We start from the raw sequence: 21,594 nt of genomic DNA, 5'->3' as shown, positions 1-21,594 counted from the left end.
ATGGAGAAAGAAAAAACCCTCACTGATAATCGTTTAAAGACCCCACGCGCAGCCGCCGTTGCTGGTATTTTGTTTTCCATGTTGTATATTACTAGCCTCGTTCTCTTTCGAGTTTCGGTGCCAGCAGATCCGTATGATGCTGGAGCATGGCTGGCAGGTGGCTGGAAGGCCGTCAATCTGGCATTGTATCTGCTACCATTCGCGGGCATTGCCTTTTTATGGTTCATCGGCGTGCTGCGGGATCGAATTGGAATTTATGAAGACCGCTTTTTCGCGACTGTATTCCTCGGCAGCGGCCTGCTGTTTCTAGCCATGCTATTTGCTTCTGGAGCAGTTGCAGCAGGCATCCTGATCAGCTATAACATAGCACCGGGCAAATTCGTTGAATCGGGCATTTACACATTTGGACGCACCGTGGTATATCAGATCGTCAATGTCTATGCCGTGAAAATGGCGGGGGTGTTTATGATCTCAATCTGTACAGTCGCAGTCCGCACCAAAATTTTTCCGCAGTGGATTGCGCTTCTCGGCTATGCAATGGCGCTGCTGCTGTTACTGAGCACTGGATATTTTTACTGGACACCATTGGCATTTCCATTATGGGTGCTGCTGGTCAGCACGTATATTTTGCTAACAAACCTAAGAAACAAACCGGATACGGCTGCCCCACCGGCTCAGTCATAACGGCCTGCAAGATGATTCTAAGCTGCTTTGCTGTGCAGGTCTAGCGGGATAATGATCCCATGTTCAACCAGACCTGAAACAACTTATAACCCAACGCAAGGACGATAGCACCGACGAATAATCCGACTATACCAGACATCAGCAAGCCGCCGATAGCCCCCAAAAAGATCACTGCTATAGGAACACTGACACCTCGTCCCAGCACCAACGGTTTTAAAACATTATCCAGTAGCATAATCATGACGTTCCAAATTAGAAATATCACTGCGGTAAGCGTATCACCGGTTGCAAAAACGTAGATGATAGCTGGAACAACAATGATCCCTACCCCGATCTGTACTACGGCCAAGATCAGGCACAATAACGCCCATATTCCAGCAGCAGGCACACTGGCAAAGATAAAACCGAGACCTGCCAACAATGCTTGAATAACAGCAATGCCCAATACCCCGCGAGCAACACTGCGAATTGTAGCTTCGGCCAGATTGGCGAAGTCATCGCCGCGCTCACCCACCAATCGCCTGGATATGCTATGAGCGAGCTGATAACTGCTCTCGGAATAAACCAATAAGATACCCGCGATCACGAACGCAGCAATGAATATGATGATTCCCATACCTGCGCTAGCAGCAGCATTGATCAACCAGACACCGGCTGCTCTGAGTTGGGGTTGCATCAGCTTCAAGGCTTCGATCAAATTCGTTGAGGCAAGATCCCATATTTTCGCGATGGATTCACCAATAAGAGGCCAATTTCTGACAGCTTCCGGTGTTGGTGGAATAATGAACTGCCCATGCAGAAATTGCTCCGCCAGCGTTACCACGTTATGCACCAGCAGATTTGTCAACATGACAGTAGGCACCATTAACAGCGTCAGCAATACAGTGATAAGCAATATTGCTGCAATTATGCGCCGGTCGCCAAATAGATTGAGCAGCATGAGATAAAGGGGATGAATCGCTACCGCAATGATGATTCCCCACACCAGTGGAATAATAAACGGCTGCAATATTTGAAAACACCATATCAGCACAATCGCCAGCACTCCCAGGCGTATGGCTGTTTCCGCTACTTTACTGGACAAATCATCGTGGGGGGGTGGTATGAAGTTTGGTGTCATTATGCGTTCCTTCTGGGGTATTCCAAGTTTGTACCCAATATGCCAGTTTCAACCAGTGTTCTTCAAGATCATCTGCGTGCACTCGCTTGCGCTATTCATCGGTAGAGGATCGATGCCGATACCAGGCTGTTCCATGAAACAAACGGATTACCTGCATCAAGTAACGTGTTCACCACAGATGGAAACTCCAGAAAGTCTGCATCACCGGCGGCTTGAATCCAATAGAACACCTTCTGGTAAACTATCTACCAGATACTGTAAATATTTTCGGTGGGGCTTCAAATTTTCAGAGGCTATCCGCTCAAAGAGGGCTAAGACAGCACGGTTTAATGGACAAGGAAAATTTCCCGCTAGCTGGATCAGATAACCGTTATAGGCCTCTATTTCCGTACGGCAGTAATCGACGGAAATATCTGGAGCCATTGAACAATAGGTACCGCGTAGTGATGGTCGGAAAAATATGGCCATCAATTTACTTAAAGCGGTCATGCGTAGAATGTAGGAAACGGTATCAGGATGAAATGGCCCAATGCGAGCAAGTTTAATGTGCGCATGCTTGAGAATGGCATAATTTTCGTACAGCATACCAAAAAAGAGCTTTTTAGCTAACAGATCAGTTAATAATGCGCCATTATCGAGGCCAGCTACAGCCGCAAGGGGAGAAATAGCGGCATTGTACATAAGCTTGGTCGCTTTATATGGTTGAATATCTTTAACCAATTCAACAGGAAATAATTTAGTTTTTGCCAGTGCTTTAGCCAATGATGCGATTTCATCCCATTCCCAAGCAGTGACAGATCGGCGTGCTCCAATGTGGAGGGTACCCGGCCTTGTAATTCGAGTTTCAGCACGACCGCGCAGACATTCGGACACAAAAGAAGCAATTCCTTCGCAGGCATGATGGCGTCGCTCTAGAGCCGCATCAAAGCCATTCTGAATCGGTACCAGAAAAGCATCTTCCGGCAGACGTGTGAGTATTTCTGGATTATTATAGGTTTTGGTGCAGAGCAAAATAAAACCTTCATTTGGCGCAATCCACTCATCAAAAGCCATGAAAGGTACAGCTTGTGTTCCTATTCCAACTACCGTTACACCATTCTTTTTACCTTCGCTTATTTTGTTAGGATGGCTGTCAATCAATACTACAGTATAACCCGCTCGTGCCAAGGCCCAGCCAACCGCGGCACCAATTCCTCCAGCCCCTAAGATGTGAATGGGTTTATTAAGTAAATTCATTAACTCTATTATAAATATAGATGCGGAAATTAATATTCAAAGTAAATAACACCCAAGATACGGAAAATAATTCAAACTAAAATTCAATGCTTATAAACAGATAAATGATAGCAGTTCTCAAACTCATCGCAGCTAAATTTATTTTACCTAAGTCGTTAGTTTTTTTATAACCACTCAATTAAGTAATTTTTTAATTCCCCTAACCAATTTCAAATTAAATAAAACTTTTTAAGACTAATGCAATATGCCAACCAATTGAATACGTGCAAATACATAGGAGCTGATCATATTGACAGTGATCAAAAGATCTTTAATTTAAGCTATGCGGCCTATCAAAGAGTTTGACGTAATCCTATGGTTTAGGTAAGCCTTTTCTCTGCAACTAAAAATATTCGACTCTCTTGGTTAAAAAAATTTTTTGCTCATAGTCCAGGAGATAACTTTTTCCACTGGTAGTTCTTAATAGCCAAATCGTAGCCACTTTGAAATAGCTGACGCATGTACTCAGTATCGAACTCTTCTAGATGAGAAGTATTGAAATCTTTTGGAATAATAGCAAGATTAAAATCAATGCCATCTCGCTGAGTCTGGCTATAGATCTCGTATAAATCACCAATACCTTGATTTTGAATCAATGAAGTAATAGCGCGGGCAGCAATCGACAAAGCGCGCCGTTCGACTTCCGCCCAGCCAGGATCCAGACGGGCATTTCGTATCATGTAAAGCCGCCGCTGGCGGATAATGCCTCTCTGTTTGCTGATGTCAGCCACTTTAAGTACTGGGGGATAGAGAAATATTTGTGCTGTAGCACCGCCATCTACGTGCATTTCCTGGTACCGATTACCATTTGCTTCGACGTCAATCATCACTGGAGGAAAAGCACCCGGTATGGCCGTCGAGGCAAGTAGAATTTTATGAAATAGTTCTAAAGCCCCAGGGTGGTCGCTGGCAGCGATCTTTCCCATATTCCATATAACTGATTGATGAGAATCCAGATTGGTAGTCGCTATCAGCAGCAATCACCCTCGCTCATGCTCCTGAGCAATTTCTTTCAGCATATCTGGAGTAATGTCCTTTATTAAAAGCTGGTGGAGCGGCGCACTGTCGGCTAGCGCATCATCGAATATTACTGAGAAAGGATAGCGTTTATCGAATATGTCCTTGGGTGCGCTTTTAGTGTAAACCTCCCTCAGGATATAATCATATTTTGGTCCTAAAAACGCAAGGGATGCGATCATCGCACCCGTGCTAATGCCAGTGACCCCTTTGAACTCCGGCCGGTTACCGGCCGCTGTCTAGCCATACAGTAGTCCAGCAGCGAACGCACCATTGTCGCCCCCACCTGAAATGGCCAAGAAATTGATAGGAGGCAGATTGGGAGAAGGCAGATTAGCACCCTGGCCTTTTGTGGCAAGGCAAGCTTGTTCCCGGTTAAAACTTTCGATGGCATCTTGAGTGAACTCAGGCATTTCAGAGCGCACTGTGCAACGTACTCGTACTACGTAACGGACTCCAGGCAAGCCGACCACTTCTGCTTTCTCAGACCATACCTGGGGAACGGCAGGTTGCCGCATAGGTGCGGAACAACCTGAAAGTATGAAGGTTATACCGGTAAGTACCGAAATAAGTGCAAATATTGAATATACTTTATCATATCCATGCTCCTATCTTCATATCATATATATTGCCATTATAGTTTTATCTTCGGAAATCCTATGATGTTACGTTTGGTTCCATTAAATTGGCAGATATATGGCGTAGATAGCAGAACTGAGACATTGATGAGTTTGCTTGATCAGATAAATTAATGATATAGGCATCATACTCTCTCAGTGTAGTCAACTTTCAAGAAACAAATGTAACACAATGGTTTTACAGCAAATATTAAGTAGCCTCAGGAACAGGGGTAAGATTAAACCCCAGCTTCCGAGCGCGAACAGTCAGATGATGCAACACGCGTTGACGATATCGCTCCTCATAGTACTCCTGCCCTTTATCGACGTACTCGGTTCCTTTCGTTAGCATCGTGTAGATCAAGCGCGCCAGTTTGTGTGCTGTCGCTGTGATTGCCTTTGCCTTGTCGAGTCTGCCACATAATCTTCTGTAATAGGCACCCAGTGCAGACTGGCTGGATTTCAATGAAACTGCCGCCATGCGCAGTGCCTGAGCCGCACGGTTCGCTGTGCGCTTGCTTGCCCCCGATAGCACTTTTCCGCCCGATATCTTTGTTCCAGGACACAACCCAAGCCACGAGGCAAACTGCTTCGCACTCTTGAACCTGCTCATGTCAGCGCCCACTTCACTCAGGACTTTCATCGCAGTCGTCACTTCGATGCCGTCAATTCGCGTCAAATCAACCCCACACATGCCAATCAGATGGGCACGCAAATCAAATTTGGGAGCGTTCTTGACATTGGAGCGGCGCTTCTTCTGGCAGATCTCTACCTTGTGCACCTGAAGTGCCGCCAGCATGGTTTCAAGCTGCCGGTCACATTCGGTGAGTCGTTCGCTGTAGGCGTCATAGAGTGACATCGCTTGCTTGAGTGCAAACAGGTGTTCTTCCCGCCAATTCCCGACTAACGATTTCTCAATCTCGTCTTTGCCAGCCCGGATGCGATTGCTCTTGAGATTCGCCAGGATGTGCCCATCTCTCTCACCAGTAATGATGGCACGAACGATCTTTTGACCGGTTTCGCCCACAATATCCGAAATCACGTTCGCCAATTGTATGTTCATTTGCGCCAGAGCCTTTTGCATATGTTGCACATGTCGCGCCTGATAACGGATCAGCATATCGCGTTGACGAGATATGGCTCGTAGTGCACATATCTCATCTTTCGGACGGAATGCGCCAGACAACAACCCAAAGCTCATCAGTTGCTGTAACCATTGGCAGTCCAGTACATCCGACTTCCGGCCAGAAACATTTCTAACGTGCCGCGCATTTACTAGATACACAGTCAGCCCGCGCGACTCCAAAAGTTCATACAGTGGAATCCAGTATACCCCCGTCGATTCCATTGCCACAGTGTCAATTTCACAGCCTCTAACCAGTCCGCTAAACCATTCAGGTCTGCGGTGAAACTCTTGAATTCCCTTACCGGCTTGTTATCTCGATCCGGCGGTACCGCCACAAAATGGCTCGCAGAGCCAATATCAATCCCCGCTGCATTCGGATGGATTAACTCCAATTTACTTCGCTTGAACTTTGCCATGACATCCTCCATTATCTCTATTGGAATGTCGCGCTGGTTCAGGTACGTCGTTGTACTCACTCTTTCAAACGGGATGTCCGTTGCCACGGACTCACCAATGTCGCCGACGTGACCCATGACCACGCTAAAAAACGGGCGGATTAGCACCAGTGATGTGTCGGTCTTCTCCAGCGCGACATTCCAACTTTACTCCTCAAGCTCTGACGCCGCTTGTTTCTTCTGCGCGCCTTGCCGCCTCTAGCGGATTACTACGCTAAAAAGAAAAAATCATGAACATGCGTAAAAAAACATGTCGCTAGTACACCATTATATTGCGGGGCTAAAACATCTAAGGTTGAATATTCCTTGAGTATGGTGATTTTATAAGATAAGCATTTCATTTTGCTCTGCGGGCGAAGCTATATATTAAGGCAACCCAACAGGCTTATGCTGAGTTGCAAAAGTTAAAGGCTGCGTGACATCAGTACTTAAATTCTTTTTTTATTCCTCAAAAATAAGAAAAGCTATGCCCTAAGATCGCTTTATTTATGTAACAATAAAGCGGGTTGCAGAAATGATTTTGATTATATTGATCTGATTTTCCTGCGCCCCATTGCATAAATTCTATGTAGTTATATTTGCTTTATATATTGAAGCCCTGATTGTTGAACGAATAAATATATTTTTATTCTCTTGGAGAAAGCATATTATGAATATCCATAAACAAATAGCAGCCTCAGTTCTTACAGCACCAATAATGATTTTATATTTTTTAGGAATATTTATGACGGGATGTACTGCAATTCAGTCAGATTCCAATCAAGCCAAATCAAGAGTTGTCGAACCTGCTCCCGATACTGCTTTTATTGAACATCCTGAACTGCAGCAGCAGCCAACTGATTTACCTTTTCAGAAAGTATGGATCAAACCTGATTTTGACAAAAGCCGCTATCAGGAATTGATCGTCGCGCCTGTCAATACTCAGTACATGTTTGAAATGGATTGGCTGCATAAAGCCAGCAGCGCTAGCTGGTTCAATGATGTGAAAAAAGATATCGAAGAGTTGGCGGTATATTTCCATGACCAAGTAGTAAAAGCTTTCAAGGAAGATCCCAACCACCGTTTTAAAGTCATTGAAAGTATTGATCAGCGTCAACAACCGGCACTCCGCCTGGAACTGGCGCTGATCGAGATTAATCCCTCGACGCCGGTGTTGCACGCAGCCGGATGGCTGACGCTTGGTGGCGGCACTGCGGCAGGCGCAATCAACAAGCGGCGGGCAGCATTCGAAGCCCGCTTGCGTGATCTACAAACTGACGAAATAGTCGCTACTTTCGCCGATCGCGATATGCAGGATGTAGGCCCGCTTGATCTGACGCGCCTGACCTGGTATGGTCCAACAAAAGGCATTATGGATCGCTGGGCCAAACAGTTCGTCGAGGTCGCTAACCGAAAACCGGACGAAGTAGTGACTGACCCGACAGCATTCACGCTGCGTCCATTCTAACTAAGATATCGGCAGCATGTCTTAACCCTGCATAGGATGCGGGAATGTACAATACCCGCTGACACGCGATCAACCAACAAAATCACCACATTGGAAATTTCGTCTCAATAACGGCGCTCCTTTATCGCCTCCAATGCCCAAGTGGGAATATCGCCAAGGTTGGGTGGAACGGTCGACCAGGGATCGGCCTGCTTCCCGAGCGCACGACCCGCATCAAATGCCGCACGCATCTGTTCCGGGTCAAAGGCGAGTGGATCCTTTCCAACGTTTACGCTATCTGGGATCTCAACTATTTTGAAGTTGTAACCTAAGAGCTGAGTCCCGACATAGGATCGCGTCAAAGCCGTTTGCATAGACTGGTCCATCATCACGCTAACCGTCGTGGCTGCCACATCGCCGATGGCTCTGCGCAAGGCCTTGGGAGGATTCTTAAGCCTGCCATTAGAAATCAGATACACATTACCTGGCCCATACAGCGGAGGCTTGGGTCGCTCTGTCAACCCCATCCCTGGGATAACAACATTCGAACGGGCGGCCCCATCGATGAACAGATGACCATCGATTTCCACCGGCGGAAAGACGATAGGGAATGATGCAGAGGCGAGCAATACCTCACGATAAAGCTTGAGGTTTCCGTCCTTCGCGATTAGCGTCATATCCCAGATCCAGGTTTGGCCGTAATCGACGTTGGTCGTGCCCACAAACAGGAGCCGGTTGTCGTCGTAAGCGGCAGCCACGCGTGCCAAGGTCTCCGCAGTGATGTGTTTGGCGATGAGCGCTCGAAGCGGTGAGGTGTCTGACAGCGAATCAGCGCCGAACGCTAAGCTGAAGATACTTCTGTCCCGATAAATGTCTTTCTTGGTGACTTGCGTGTACATCTCTTCGAGATGCACGTCATCGGCCGGGGTGCCGAGCAGAGCGTGGGTCGCCAGTAAAGCGCCGGTGCTCACACCTGCGACGACATCGAACTCGGGCCGTTGACCACTTTCGCGCCAACCAGCCAGGAAGCCGGCACCGAAGGCACCATTTTGGCCGCCGCCTGAGAGGGACAGCACATTGAGGGCATGCCCACGTTTACGCTCTCGGTTACGTATAACAGCCTCGCTGCTGCCCGACGTAAGCGTAGCGTAGAGGGGCGAAACCTGGTCTGGATTCAGCGGAGCATGTGCATTCGGCAACGCGGCATATGCCGGAGCTTTTTGTGATAGCACTCGTTCCGGAGGTGATGCACATCCAGCCAGGAGCAGCGCTACCATAATACCGTCGAGAATAATGAACTTTCTGAGTCTCATGCGCTCCCTCCTGCTAGCCTGGTAACAACATCTCTAAATGAATTTATCCTCGCACTGCTCTACAGATCTATGCGAACTGATGACACAAGTCTACTCTTTGACTTATTGGCAGTCTAATATTAATTAGGCAGATTATTTGAGGATTTATTGAAAAAATTGGTGTGCTGATTTTGGCATGAAGCAAGTCATCTCAATTATGCAGATTGTCAGTGTTTATCCAATTTAATCTTTCTTCGATGCGTTTCTCGGTTGCGCTGTAAAGCGTTTCAGAAATTCCTCTTTTGTTTAATGCTCCAGGCTTAGTAAGCGAAGTCGCGTTAGGCTTAGGCGAAGTAATTCCCACGTTATCGCCCCTCCAAGAGGCACCGGAAACACACGAGATTAATTACCCCATGCCCGCCCCGCAAGCGTCCCGCAGCGGCCGACTATGCGCGCCTGAGGGTCAGTTTGCCCCCTACCCGTTCCCCCAACTGCGTAGTGCTGGCTAACCGCGTCAGGCCATCGTTTAACCTGTTTTGCGCCACACAGTGTTTCCTCCTCTTGAATTAGAAAGCAAAAGATACAGGTTAGGGGATACATTATTTGATTTCGATGCGAAGTATTTCAGAGGCGTCCATATCATTATCAATCACACAGGCAATTTCAAGCAAGTTCTCTTGCACTTGCAAAATCGCAATCCCCTCGATTTTTACGGGTGCGATCGAGCCGTTCGACTCGACGGGAACAACCCAGAGAATTTCCTTTCCCTGCAACATTCCGATAAAACTTCCGAGGGTTACGCCATCGTCAATCCCATTATCCGTATCTTCGACCGAGGCAGCAAACAAAATCGAATCGTTCCACGTCAGCGCGGCAGAAAAGCCCGCATAACGGTTACTGATTTTGGGGAGAGTAAAGGTGGAGACCTGTGGAATAGGTGCAAGCGAGATTGATCCGTCAAGGTAATTCATGAAAGTCGCCAATGGATATTGCATGAGCGCATTGATGCCGGAGATATTGCCACGCTGAAAAAGCAAAACGGCATCACGCGTGGTAGTAGCACCTTCCAGGTTTAGTTTTTGTGTGCCGAGAATGGTGGGGTCAGCGCGAAGAATATCATATAACGCAGTGAGAGAAATGGGGCGCATGTTTTGCGGCGACGCTGGGTCGGTTACATCCACGCGATAGCAGATGTCGCGTGTGGGCGTTTTGCTGCCGGAACCAAAACAGAGCAATTCCTGTTTACCATGCCATTCAACCAAGCACATGGCTTCCAAATCCGGTTTGATGGCTTTGGGAATCCGATCTCCTGAGCGAATATCTGAAGGAAATAGGCGGGCTGTCCCAACGACGTTCCAGCACAAGTCAAGGCGATACAAATCGGGTGAGTCGTCTGAGACAATATAATAATAATTGCCGATGCGCTCGACACCCGATGCAGATTGCAAACCCTGCAGAATAATACGATTGCGAATGGAAGCATGCATGGTAGATTAGCCCTGATATAATTGCTCATATAGAGAAGAAGCATAACTCCGGTAATCGTTCCTGCCCGGCGCGATAGGGACAATAAATGCCCCTTTTCATAAGGGCCGAACATATCAGCAGACGTTTTGGTTGTCAAACTGACTGATGCGGTGGGAAAATAGGTCTCCCTGCTACACGACGAAATAACAAGATGCGCCGATCGCATACGTGCATTAACCATGCTGAGCGATTACACGACCGATGCTCACTGTTGATGAGTACGAGAGCTCAAGCGGAGCCGCGTTGGGCTTAAGCGGAATAGTCTCCACACTATTGTCCCTCCAGGGGCCATCGGGAAAGTGCGGGATGACTGCCTCCATGCCCGCCCTGCGACCGCTCCGCAACAGCCGACTATGCATGCATGACGGGGCAGTTTGCGCCCCTCTCACTCCAACCACAGGGAGTGGGCCCATTTGCATCCGCACGGTACGGCTCAGGGTCCGATTGTGGATACTTCCTTGAATAGCATAGCTTTATTTTAGCCAATACACTGCTTGTTAACTCCTGCACACCAACGCAAGGCATCTATCTTTCCGAGTGTATCTGCTTTATACTCGCTATTGACAAACCAGTTAGAAATGATTCAATGAGTATTCTCATTATTTCATCGAACACAAATGGACACAGGTCAAAGCATTACGTAAATAACAAAACCGAACCGTCGAGATGCTCTTCCAATCCTGTACATTCTGAATCATACTTAACTTGTTAGGCGATAAAAAAGCTGAAGGGATAAAAAGTATGCAAACGCATGATTGACCTTCTATTTGCTAGTCCTTAGCATCCATAATGTGGAAGAACTCGTGAGCGCAAGGTATGCAATAAGAGAGTTTCTCTAGATATTTTGTTTTGTGTGAAAGTGATTCTGAATAGTAAAAACCTGGACTAAATCTTATCTGACACAGATACTCAGTCATATCAGCAATTGTACAGTTTGGCCTGAGCTAGCACATATTAGGAGTAAAAATTATGTCAACCGATTTTACTAACTGGCAGATTTTTCAGAGTAATGAAGATGTACTGATCATTCACTCTACATTAAATGGTGATCAGCTTACTGGAACCGTTGTTACTGATGATGAAGAACTTGTGGGACAATTGAATGGATCTGTGACTGGAACTGGATTTGGATCCATCGCTGACTTTAAGATCTTCTGGGATGATGGAAGTGTTGGTTCATACTTAGGTACGCTTGATCATGATATACGCCTGGTCGGTATCACTTTTTCTGTTGATGATCCCGTCACCCAAGAAACATTTGTTAGCAGTTAATACTTAGCAGCCTTTGCTCCTATAAGTTTAACTGTATATTCAGCTTAACGTATATCTTTCATCAGAGAGTTATTATTTTCTAACACTCTTCCGTGCTTACTGCGAACCAATTGAATGTATTGGAGTTTCGCTATGAGTCAACATTATATACGGATCACTCCGGATCGCTTCGATGCTGTACTATTTGACCTCGATGGGGTGCTTACACCCACTGCAAAGATTCACTCATTGTGCTGGAAAGTCATGTTTGATGCGTTCCTTTCCCAGCAAGCAGCAGCAACGCAACAGCCATTCCAACCTTTCGATATCGAGCATGACTATAAGCAGTATGTTGACGGGAAAACCCGGTACGACGGAGTAAGAAGTTTTCTTGAATCACGCAATATCTCCCTCCCTGAGGGAACACCAACAGATCCTGCGACCGTTGACACAGTGTGCGGCCTTGGTAACCGCAAAGATGAACTGGTACAGGAGACGATTAACCGATGTGGGGTCGAGCCCTACGCAGGGTCAGTCGCCTTGGTTCGGCAGCTTCGGAAATTAAGTATTCACACCGCAGTGGTGTCATCCAGTGCCAATTGCGAGCAAGTATTGCGGGCAGCAGGTATCCTTGAGTTGTTCGATGTTCTGGTCGATGGTTCGATTGCGAGCGAACTTAAGCTTCCCGGCAAACCGGAACCGGCGACATTCCTCAAAGCAGCTGAGATGTTAAGTACAAAACCTGATCGAGCAGTGGTGGTGGAGGATGCTATTGCTAGTGTACAGGCAGGTCGAGCCGGAAGGTTTGGTTTGGTTATCGGCGTAGATCGAGAAGGTAACGATAGTATCCTCCGCTCCCATGGCGCAGATGTGGTCGTGGCCGATCTAGCGGAGCTAGTTGATGATTAAGCGCGATCTTATTCTTCCGCCAGAAATTCTCTACCCAATCGACGAATGGCGCTGGGTCGAGAGCGCTCTTTCTTCACAATTTCTGGCTCAGGCAGAGACCATATTCACTGTGTCCAACGGCTATCTTGGTTTGCGGGGCACATTCGAAGAAGGTGGTCCTGCATATCAACATGGCACGTTTGTTAATGGATTTCATGAGACCTGGCTAATTTCTTATGCGGAAGGCGCTTTCGGTTTCGCTACAACCGGGCAGACAATCACAAATCTTCCAGATCCCAAGATCATTCGGTTGTATGTTGATAATGAACCATTTAATATCTCAACCGCCCGTATTCTTCGGTATGAGCGTGCTCTCGACATGCGTGCTGGTACGCTCGATCGAGAAGTATTATGGGAAACAGCTGACGGCCGGCAGCTTCTGGTTGAATCGCGCCGTCTAGTTTCATTTTTCGAAAAACATGTCGCAGTGATTCCTTATCGGGTGACTGTTCTCAACGCTCGCGCTGCATTCGTTTTATCTTCTGAGATCATTGAACATCCCCTTCCCGAAAAGAACGAATACAACGATCCTCGGCTCGCACAAGGTATTGCTAACCAAGTGCTCTGCCAACAGATGGCAGAAGGAAAGGGCCAGCGTGTCATTCTTGGATATCGGACAAAAAGAAGTGGTATGGCACTAGCCTGTGGTATGGACCACACTCTGGAAACAGATTGTGCTTCATCGTCAGAAACAAAGTGGGGGGAGCACGGAGCGCAGGTTGTATTTCTCATCGACGCAGAACCCAACAAGCCAATTGCACTGACTAAGTATATTACTTATCACTCTTCCCCCTCTGATGAGACGGGTGAACTTAGTGTCCACGCGGGCAGGACGCTTGATCGTATTGTGCACCATGGGTTTGAAAGATTCCTCTCCGACCAGCGAGTCTACCTGGATGATTTTTGGAAGCAGAGCGATATCCAGATCAGTGCGCAGCCACCGCGTCTACAGCAGTGTTTGCGCTGGAATTTGTTCCAATTGATCCAAGCGGCAGGGCGAGCCGACGATACTGGCATAGCCGCCAAGGGATTAACTAGCCAAACCTACGATGGACATTATTTCTGGGATATGGAAATGTATGTTCTGCCGTTTTTAATCTACACTTCACCACGGCTCGCGCGTAATATTTTACAGTATCGCTACAGTATCCTTGATAAGGCACGCGAACGGGCTCGTGCGGTAAACCAGAAAGGCGCATTATTTCCTTGGCGCACCATTAACGGTGAAGAAGCATCAGCCTATTATGCGGCGGGTACTGCCCAGTACCATATCAACGCCGCGATTGCACATGGCATTATCAAATACGTCGATGTTACTGGCGATCAAGATTTCTTGCATGAATGGGGTGCGGAAATCCTTGTGGAGACCGCTCGGTTATGGTTTGACCTGGGTTTCTTCTCGGTGCGCCAGAATGGACACTTTTGTATTCATCGCGTCACCGGCCCAGACGAGTATACTACAGTAGTCAACAATAATGCCTATACCAACTTCATGGCGCGGGAGAATCTCAGGTTTGCTGCTGATGCAGTTGATAAGATACAAGCAAGTAGCGAGAAACACTACCACACACTGGTACTGAAAACGGAGCTTAAGCCTGGCGAGGTATCAGATTGGCGACGGGCGGCGGAACAGATGTATATTCCCTTTGATTCACGCTTGCAAATACACCCGCAGGACGACCAATTCCTTAATCTGGAACCATGGGATTTCCAAAACACTCCGCTTGATAAATACCCACTGCTCCTCAATTTCCACCCGCTTGTTATTTATCGGCATCAAGTGATCAAGCAAGCAGACATCGTGTTAGCAATGTTTTTACTTGGACACGAATTTACCCTTGAACAGAAGAAGCGTAATTTTGACTATTACGACGAGCTGACCACAGGCGATTCTTCACTCTCAGCTTGCATTCAAAGCATTATTGCATTTGAGGTCGGGTATGACGAGCGTGCTCTCAATTATTTGATTAATGCTTTACTCATGGATCTTGCAGACGTCGGCGGAAATGTGAAAAATGGTTGTCACATTGCTTCTATGGGTGGCACCTGGATGGGAGTAGTTTATGGAGTAGCCGGTTTACGCGACTATGGAGGGCAGCTTACCTTTTACCCAAATAAGAAAGTACAGTTTTTGCAATTTCATTTGACCGTCCGTGGCCAAATACTCGCAGTAGAAATCAAGGAAGGTAGGGTAACGTATCGCTTAGAGCAAGGAGAGAAGCTGACGATTTACCATAGAGATGAGCAGCTTGATTTACAACCAAGGGAGCCAGTTCACCGATCTTAAAATTGAATTTATCTTAAAAATACACGTGAGGACGCATGGAATACCCTGTTAATGAGTCAAATAAGGACAATCCGGATTCAGCGCTAACGACTAAGGAATTACTGACGGAGCTCGAGGGTGTAACCCGTGCTCTCAGAACTTTGAGTGCGGGCAATCATACTTTATTACACGCCTCGGACGAGCAAGAATTGCTACACGACATGTGCCAAGTCATTGTAGATAAAGGTGGCTATCGTACGGCAGGCGTCGTATATGCGGAACACGATGAAAACAAGAGCATGCGTTGGGTGGAAGGTATCGGCGTAGACAATGCCTTTATGAAAGCACTTCATCATACTTGGGCCGATAAAGAAATGGAAATAGGCCATACTGCAGCTGCTACTGCAATCCGCACCGGTCAGCCCAGTGTGGGTAGGCACATCCTCACCGATCCTGCCTATGCTGCTCCTGCCTATGCTCCCATACGCGAGTGTGCGATTAAGTTTGGCTTTGCAGCGGTTACCGCCTTTCCCCTACGAATGGAAGGAGAAGTACTCGGCGCCATGGTCGTGGGAGCGATTGAACCCGATGCTTTCGGTGAAGAAGAAGTGAAGTTGCTCGGCGAATTGGCCGATGATTTGGCTTATGGCATTACCAACCTGCGCATGCGTATCAACCAACAAGTATGTGAGGCTACCATTGCCCGCTTGGCTTATTATGATCCGCTGACTGAATTGCCCAATCGTACCTTCTTGCTCGAGCATTTACGAGACGCCATTCAAACCGCTAAACAACAACACCACGCCCTTGCTCTCTTGCACCTGAATATTGGCCGCTTTCGTGAACTCAATCAAATCTTGGGTTACCACGCGGGCGATCAGCTGCTGCAACAGCTGGCTCAACGGTTGACGCATACTATCAAGAAAAGCGATACCTTGGCGCGAGTCGAAGAAAGCGCGTTTGCCTTGCTCTTGCCTAGCGGAGGAGCCGACTATGCCGTACAGGTTGCACAACAGCTAACCCTGGTATTGCATGACCCTATTGAGGTAGCAGGTTTGCTAGTCGACCCTCGCGTTAATATAGGCATTGCTCTCTTTCCCGGCCATGCCACCGAGGCAGATGTTTTGCTGCGACGTGCCAATATTGCTACCCATGAAGCCAGCCCTGCCCGAGGCGGCTATGCCTTCTATACCGGAGGACAAGAACAGGAATGCACCCGGCGGTTGTCGTTAATGGCAGATTTACGCCAAGCTATCGAACAAAATGGGTTATCGCTGTATTGCCAGCCCAAGGTTGATATCGCATCACGGCGCGTAAGCGGGGCCGAAGCATTAGTACGCTGGCAGCATCCCGTGCATGGCATGCTCCCTACCATAGAATTCATCAAGCTCGCTGAGCATGCCGGCTTGATTACTCCGCTGACCAATTGGATGCTCGATGCAGCTTTTAGCCAAAGCTATATCTGGCATGAAGAGGGAGTGGAGCGAGCTTTGTCGGTGAATTTGTCCGCACATGATTTATACCACCCTCTGCTTATTGACCGCATACAGGGCTTGTTTTCTACTTGGGGTATTCGGCCGGAGATGATTCAGTTTGAATTAACTGAGAGCGCCTTGATGGAAGATCCAGCAGGAGCGTTGGAGACATTAACAAAATTGAAGAAATTTGGTACCCGGTTATTCATTGATGACTTTGGCACAGGATATTCGAGCCTAAGCTATCTGCAAAAGTTACCGGTCGATTCAATTAAGATAGATCAGTCGTTTGTCATGCCCATGGTGACAAACAGCGACTCAGCTGCGATTGTACATTCGACCATTGAGCTTGGGCACAATCTTAATTTGGAAGTAGTAGCGGAAGGGGTAGATAGTCAGGCTGTATGGGATCACTTGGCAGAGCTGGGGTGTGATATAGCGCAAGGCTATCTGGTAAGTAGGCCGATGCCAGTAGAACAATTCAGCAATTGGGAAAATGAATGGGCGCGTATGCCATCTTAGTGCAAGCGATTGTTGATCATCTGGCAGGCATTGAAGCAGCCTTCGATATTCAAACTTGCACCCGCTAGCTCACGAACTTCAAGATAATTCGCCGCGCTACGGCTTTGTCGGTACACGGCGATGCTGTGTATAGTAGCGTGAGTTCTACATAAGAATCATCACATCACGATTGGAAGAGCTTGAGGGAGTCTGATATTAAGGGAGGGTTTCTTCTCGCGAAAGGTGTAAGCCACCAGTCCGGCTATCAGATTAACAAAAAAGTTAACTGGGCTGCAATGGCGGGAATGCTCGATTTGCGAGATATTTTTCAATTGGTCATTGACGGCCTCAATGATCGAGCGTTTACGTAACAGCAGCTTGTCAAACAGCGGCAACAGTTTGTTTTTCATATTCTTGCGTACCTTGGTGATGAGCTGCATGCCTTGCTCCCAGAGTTGCTCAAAGAGTGACCGCGAGATATAACCCCGGTTACCAAAGAGCTTGCCAAATAAGGAGCGCGTCAACTCTGGCACCGGATCACGGTCATCCACATTGCCCGCCGTGATTTTGACTCCCAGCAATTCCCCTTGGTCATTAATGACCAGGTGCAACTTGAACCCATAAAACCAATCCACACTGGTCTTTCCCCGGGCAGCAAACCCTGCCATTACTTTATGCGACCCAATGCGGCGATTATGGCACACACTGATCTTAGTCGAATCAATGAAGCTGATCCCACAGCAGCGTCCAAAGCGACTGGTCATTTCATTTCCAAATCAAAACTAACTCTGCCGGTTCACATTGCCGTATTATTGATACTGTCTACGGCTCGCCTTCGCGTCATTTTTAATTTAGAAATGGAATGACTTCAGTTTAAAAAATATATATGCTTTTTTTGTGTCCACGATGCGGAAACCACAGTTATTTTGTAAGGGTTTTATCATAATTTGTGGAACAAAGTTTATTATGATGAAATCTAAATTGATATGTATCCATAAAAATGGAACAAGATAGAATGCAATTTGTAGTGAAAGATTTATCCCAGAATATAAAATATTTCTCCATTTTGGGGATTTAATTTTAGTTAGACTTCACCCAAACTATATCTCAAGGACGAACTGTGAATAATGGCTCCTTTTCAGGTAAACCTCGTACGCTCTGGCTAACGGAAAGCGGCGATGACCGTCAGATGCAAATACTCGAGCTTTTCACATACACGGATCCAGATGGCAAGGTGTGGGATGCACCTGAGGGTGTGATTATTAATGGTGCATCTATTCCTCGGCCGCTGTGGGCCTTAGTCGGGTCACCTTATACGGGTGATTACCGACGTGCTTCTATTGTTCATGATGTGGCGTGCGACAGAGCAAAATCAGACAGGAAGTTGCGTCGGGCTGCCGACCGAATGTTCTACCACGCTTGCCGAGCCGGAGGCTGCTCAGTCGCGCAATCGATTATTTTCTATCTCGGTGTTCGCATCGGAGCGATCTGGCCACTTGTGCCACAGTGGCGTCCAGCTTTGCGCTTGGCCGATTCTGGTGCTCGACTTAGTAAGTCCGCATCTGAAGAGCGCATGGAGGCAGATTTTCGACTAGCTGGCGAAATGATTCTCTCGCAGGGCGAAGTCGATGACGCGGATGAGATTGAGCGTAGGACAGATGACGCTTTAAGTAAGTTGACGTCCATGGAAGTGCAGAAGTTTTAGCCTCTATTTCCACCAAATCTAACGAACGGGGCAGCAGATGGGCAATCTACACAGTTGTGCTGGCTTCGTTCGCACTCACTTTTATTTGGCTCGCACGCAGCTAAATTTAAGTGTTAGAAGAAATTTACTTTAGACACTTTTCCCGGACAACTATTTGTGTCTGTTGGCGCAGTCATTGCCGTGCTTATAGCAGGAGTATTTTTTAATTCAATCAGGTCAATGCCAAGGGAACTGAAATATAATTGATTCTGTATTACATCCTGATCACTTGCAGGTGCCACTACATGAGATGATACGTTCCGCGCAGGTGATATCGTCGAAACGTGTAGCATCGCGGAATTCTAAGTCTCCGCCAGAGAGCATTCCGGAAGCGTTGTTGCAGAGTTGTATGCTGGCCACGGGTACTGGTTCCCGGAACCACTGCACGTCCATGCAGCCAGGGTTACCATGACCTACCCGAAGCAGCAAGGTATAGATTCCACACATGAGACCATGATGCTGCACAGTTCCTTCCGCATTCCACGAGCCATCGCGCCGGGCCCACGCCTTGAAATCCCCGAAATCAAACTCGAGTTTTACCGGTTTGCCATCGGTGTTCCATTCGGCAACTTGTCGTGCAATCGTAGTGCGGCCAGCGCCTGCCATACCATGATCACTGGCCATGGCTGAAAAACTGGATACCGTGAGAGCAACAAGGCTTGGTATTACGATACTATCGCGAACGAAATTGCTACTGTTATATAGTGCCAGTCCGAAAACCCCATTTTTTCACCAGTAATCTGCTTAATTTTTAAGTGCCTTTGTAAAAATGCAACGAAACCATACATCCAAAAAAGCCTCTGATTGTATTTTTGTGAGGCATGGCATGAAAAATACGGTTTCTACCCAGCACTCACCACTGATTGCTCGCAATCAGGCGGTTTTTTGCGTTAGCGGGAGAGCTTAAGCTGCTTGTTGGTGCTTTAAATGACGTTTTATAGCTTTACGTTCACGTTCAACATCCTGCTGCCATAGAATATCACCTATTCGGCGGATATTTCTGGCGACAATAGCCAGTGCAACGTAACGTTTAAAACCACCCATGCCATGATCTAGGCATTTGTCTAGTCCGTGCACCTGCAGCGCATTGATTGCTGACTCTACTGCTGAGTGCGCACGACGGGCTTTAACAAATTCTTCCATTTGTTCTATTGCTTTGCGCTCTTTGGATAGTTTGCCTTTTTTGGGCAGCGTAACCTGCTCAAGATGTTGGGCTAATTCAGCCTGGTTAGCAGGTGAATGAAAACCTTTATCGAAGCTGCAGGCATTGAGTATGGGAAAGCGTTTTTTAGCTTGCGTGACCATGTTTACCGCAATTTGATCATCGGTTTGTCTTTCCATTACGTGATGGTGCAAGATGAATTGATGCTGGTCTTCCAGAATGCACACTTTGACGCCTAACTCGACAGGCACACCGGCTTTGCCTTTACTGACCCATTCGGTGTGGGGTTCAAAAATGGAGAATACTTTTTCCTGGTGAGGAATGATTTCGCCTTTGATAACACGACGCTCAATTTGGTCTATTTGGCGCTTGGCATGTTGGAGGCAGTCTTCAATTTCAATCTTTTGCAGCAACTCGCGCGTAGCAGTTGTAACCAGCTTGGTTAAGGTGGTTTGAATTTTGTTCACGTAACATTGGGCTTGCTCAATATAGGCCTGATACGCTTGAATCGTTTGTAGGTTGCTTTGTTGGTCTGCGGCTTTGCGGCGCTTCTTGCTCTGTGCATTGCGCATAAGTCGTTTTAATTGACGTAGATTGTAGCGATATTGCCGCCAGTCGCTTAAGTGCTGGCTTTCGCACCAGCGCGCCGTCAGCGTAATCGCTTTGCGCAGGGCATCCCCCAATAAGTTGATGTCGGTTGGAAAATGCACATCGGTTTCAACCACAAAGGAGTCGCACCGCCCACGCAGGGCGCTTTCGTCCTTTTTTATGAGGATATGCCCTCCCTCGACGATGATCTGGTTTAATCTGTCCAGCAATTCTGGCGTGAACAAACTGACATTATCCACCAGGGTTTGATAGGCATATTGCTTGTCTTCATCGTACAGACTATGCCCCAACATTGCGCGCAAGGTCCTGTGCTGGTTGACCAATTCGTGCAGACGGTCATAATCAGCATTTAAGTCCAGCCGTAATACGCCACATACCAGGACACTCCATAGGGTCATGCCAGGACGACCATTGTGCTTATCCACCTTGGGGGCAATTTCACTTTCCAGTAAGGCAAAAACTTTGTGGCACAATGCCTCATCCAGGTACAGGTGCTGTAAGCCGCGCAGTATCCTCGGAATATCATCTCGTGATCTCAAGTCAAATTTGATGTGGGATACATCAATTTCACCTAATTCCATCTGGGAAGTTTGGGTTACGCGCATTTGATTTCCACTTGAACGAAGTTTGTCTTTGAGGACAATATTTTCGCTGATTTGAATCGAAGTTTGAAATTGTTTTGCTTGAAAATACGCCAAAACCACCTAATAACGGCACTTTCACTCATTTTTTCAGCAATCTTCTTTTCTTGAATTAGACGCAACCCTATGTTTATTATAGAAGAAGAGGGTTTTCGGGCCGACACTATATAACGATTGAAAAACAATCATAGTTAACTTCCATATATCAGAAATTTAAATGCACTTCTTTTCTATCAAAGATGAATATAGACCCAGCAGAATACATAGTCAAACTCGTTACTGGGGATAAATGAGACGTTTATCATGAATCGGCCCGGACTTATCAGACTTCATTCCCAGATATGTCAAGGCAACACCTTAGATTTTATCTTTGCAAATGGATAAGCCAGTGTTATCAGGTAAGCTGAATTTGCTAGCTCTGTGGTAAAAGGTGCGGCAGCCCTGTTGGCTGATAAAGG

17 protein-coding genes and 2 pseudogenes are annotated in these 21,594 nt (G+C 47.1%); 7 read left to right on the top strand and 12 right to left on the bottom strand.

Going from position 1 to position 21,594, the window contains the following annotated elements; translation table 11 throughout:
* The gene (locus AAW31_RS09340; RefSeq protein ID WP_046850042.1) at positions 1–684 is read left to right on the top strand and encodes a hypothetical protein; all 684 of its coding nucleotides are present in this window, start codon (positions 1–3) and stop codon (positions 682–684) included.
* Between the two features lie 40 nt (positions 685–724).
* Here the strand turns inward: AAW31_RS09340 and AAW31_RS09335 are convergent, their stop codons facing one another.
* The 6 genes and pseudogenes from AAW31_RS09335 to AAW31_RS09320 form a co-directional block, all read right to left on the bottom strand.
* On the bottom strand, positions 725–1,804 hold the full coding sequence (locus tag AAW31_RS09335; RefSeq protein ID WP_052752162.1) for an AI-2E family transporter: 1,080 nt from the start codon (positions 1,802–1,804) through the stop codon (positions 725–727).
* 201 nt (positions 1,805–2,005) lie between these two features.
* Positions 2,006–3,040 (bottom strand): ketopantoate reductase family protein, encoded by a 1,035-nt coding sequence (locus AAW31_RS09330; protein WP_046850041.1) that lies wholly within the window; start codon positions 3,038–3,040, stop codon positions 2,006–2,008.
* A gap of 422 nt (positions 3,041–3,462) precedes the next feature.
* Positions 3,463–4,005 carry a patatin-like phospholipase domain-containing protein gene (locus tag AAW31_RS21975; protein ID WP_200899579.1) on the bottom strand — a complete coding sequence of 181 codons (543 nt, stop codon included), beginning with the start codon at positions 4,003–4,005 and terminating at the stop codon, positions 3,463–3,465.
* A 54-nt stretch (positions 4,006–4,059) separates the two neighbouring features.
* The gene (locus AAW31_RS21970) at positions 4,060–4,278 is read right to left on the bottom strand and encodes a hypothetical protein (protein WP_200899578.1); all 219 of its coding nucleotides are present in this window, start codon (positions 4,276–4,278) and stop codon (positions 4,060–4,062) included.
* 57 nt (positions 4,279–4,335) lie between these two features.
* On the bottom strand, positions 4,336–4,614 hold the full coding sequence (locus AAW31_RS21965) for a hypothetical protein (protein WP_200899577.1): 279 nt from the start codon (positions 4,612–4,614) through the stop codon (positions 4,336–4,338).
* Positions 4,615–4,924: 310 nt separating this feature from the next.
* Positions 4,925–6,255: pseudogene (locus tag AAW31_RS09320) on the bottom strand (IS110 family RNA-guided transposase).
* A 763-nt stretch (positions 6,256–7,018) separates the two neighbouring features.
* On the opposite strand from AAW31_RS09320, the gene AAW31_RS09315 reads away from it, so the two are divergent.
* Positions 7,019–7,741: a DUF3313 family protein gene (locus AAW31_RS09315; RefSeq protein ID WP_158441463.1), complete on the top strand. Its 723-nt coding sequence runs from the start codon at positions 7,019–7,021 to the stop codon at positions 7,739–7,741.
* Positions 7,742–7,845: 104 nt separating this feature from the next.
* Here the strand turns inward: AAW31_RS09315 and AAW31_RS18915 are convergent, their stop codons facing one another.
* The 3 genes from AAW31_RS18915 to AAW31_RS09295 all read right to left on the bottom strand — a co-directional run bounded on the left by AAW31_RS18915 (position 7,846) and on the right by AAW31_RS09295 (position 10,952).
* Entirely contained in the window at positions 7,846–9,033 is a 1,188-nt protein-coding gene (locus tag AAW31_RS18915) for a patatin-like phospholipase family protein (protein ID WP_052752161.1), read from the bottom strand.
* A gap of 578 nt (positions 9,034–9,611) precedes the next feature.
* Positions 9,612–10,499, bottom strand: coding sequence for a DUF6929 family protein (locus AAW31_RS09300; RefSeq protein WP_046850038.1), 888 nt, complete (start codon positions 10,497–10,499; stop codon positions 9,612–9,614).
* Between the two features lie 213 nt (positions 10,500–10,712).
* Positions 10,713–10,952: a hypothetical protein gene (locus AAW31_RS09295; RefSeq protein WP_144412902.1), complete on the bottom strand. Its 240-nt coding sequence runs from the start codon at positions 10,950–10,952 to the stop codon at positions 10,713–10,715.
* A gap of 556 nt (positions 10,953–11,508) precedes the next feature.
* Between AAW31_RS09295 and AAW31_RS09290 the strand changes: the two genes are divergently transcribed.
* The 4 genes from AAW31_RS09290 (at position 11,509) to AAW31_RS09275 (ending at position 17,001) form a co-directional block, all read left to right on the top strand.
* On the top strand, positions 11,509–11,811 hold the full coding sequence (locus AAW31_RS09290; protein WP_046850036.1) for a hypothetical protein: 303 nt from the start codon (positions 11,509–11,511) through the stop codon (positions 11,809–11,811).
* Positions 11,812–11,943: 132 nt separating this feature from the next.
* Positions 11,944–12,699: an HAD family hydrolase gene (locus tag AAW31_RS09285; protein WP_046850035.1), complete on the top strand. Its 756-nt coding sequence runs from the start codon at positions 11,944–11,946 to the stop codon at positions 12,697–12,699.
* A complete protein-coding gene (locus AAW31_RS09280) occupies positions 12,692–15,025 on the top strand; it encodes a glycoside hydrolase family 65 protein (protein WP_144412901.1) in 2,334 nt (777 codons plus the stop codon). The genes AAW31_RS09285 and AAW31_RS09280 overlap by 8 nt, the downstream gene beginning before the upstream one ends.
* A 35-nt stretch (positions 15,026–15,060) precedes the next feature.
* The gene (locus AAW31_RS09275) at positions 15,061–17,001 is read left to right on the top strand and encodes a putative bifunctional diguanylate cyclase/phosphodiesterase (RefSeq protein ID WP_082110396.1); all 1,941 of its coding nucleotides are present in this window, start codon (positions 15,061–15,063) and stop codon (positions 16,999–17,001) included.
* 158 nt (positions 17,002–17,159) lie between these two features.
* Here the strand turns inward: AAW31_RS09275 and AAW31_RS09270 are convergent.
* Positions 17,160–17,744: pseudogene (locus tag AAW31_RS09270) on the bottom strand (IS982 family transposase); the annotation flags it as partial.
* A 356-nt stretch (positions 17,745–18,100) separates the two neighbouring features.
* Between AAW31_RS09270 and AAW31_RS09265 the strand changes: the two are divergent.
* A complete protein-coding gene (locus AAW31_RS09265) occupies positions 18,101–18,685 on the top strand; it encodes a DUF1353 domain-containing protein (RefSeq protein WP_046850034.1) in 585 nt (194 codons plus the stop codon).
* Between the two features lie 264 nt (positions 18,686–18,949).
* Here the strand turns inward: AAW31_RS09265 and AAW31_RS09260 are convergent, their stop codons facing one another.
* Both AAW31_RS09260 and AAW31_RS09255 read right to left on the bottom strand, forming a co-directional pair.
* Positions 18,950–19,348 (bottom strand): hypothetical protein, encoded by a 399-nt coding sequence (locus tag AAW31_RS09260; protein WP_046850033.1) that lies wholly within the window; start codon positions 19,346–19,348, stop codon positions 18,950–18,952.
* Positions 19,349–19,627: 279 nt separating this feature from the next.
* Complete coding sequence (locus AAW31_RS09255; protein WP_046851564.1) at positions 19,628–21,100, bottom strand: ISNCY-like element ISNco1 family transposase; 1,473 nt, start codon at positions 21,098–21,100, stop codon at positions 19,628–19,630.
* Between the last annotated feature and the right edge of the window lie 494 nt (positions 21,101–21,594).

The sequence above is a fragment of the Nitrosomonas communis genome, assembly GCF_001007935.1.
Taxonomy (GTDB): domain Bacteria; phylum Pseudomonadota; class Gammaproteobacteria; order Burkholderiales; family Nitrosomonadaceae; genus Nitrosomonas; species Nitrosomonas communis.
This window is presented reverse-complemented; position numbering and strand designations above follow the sequence as displayed.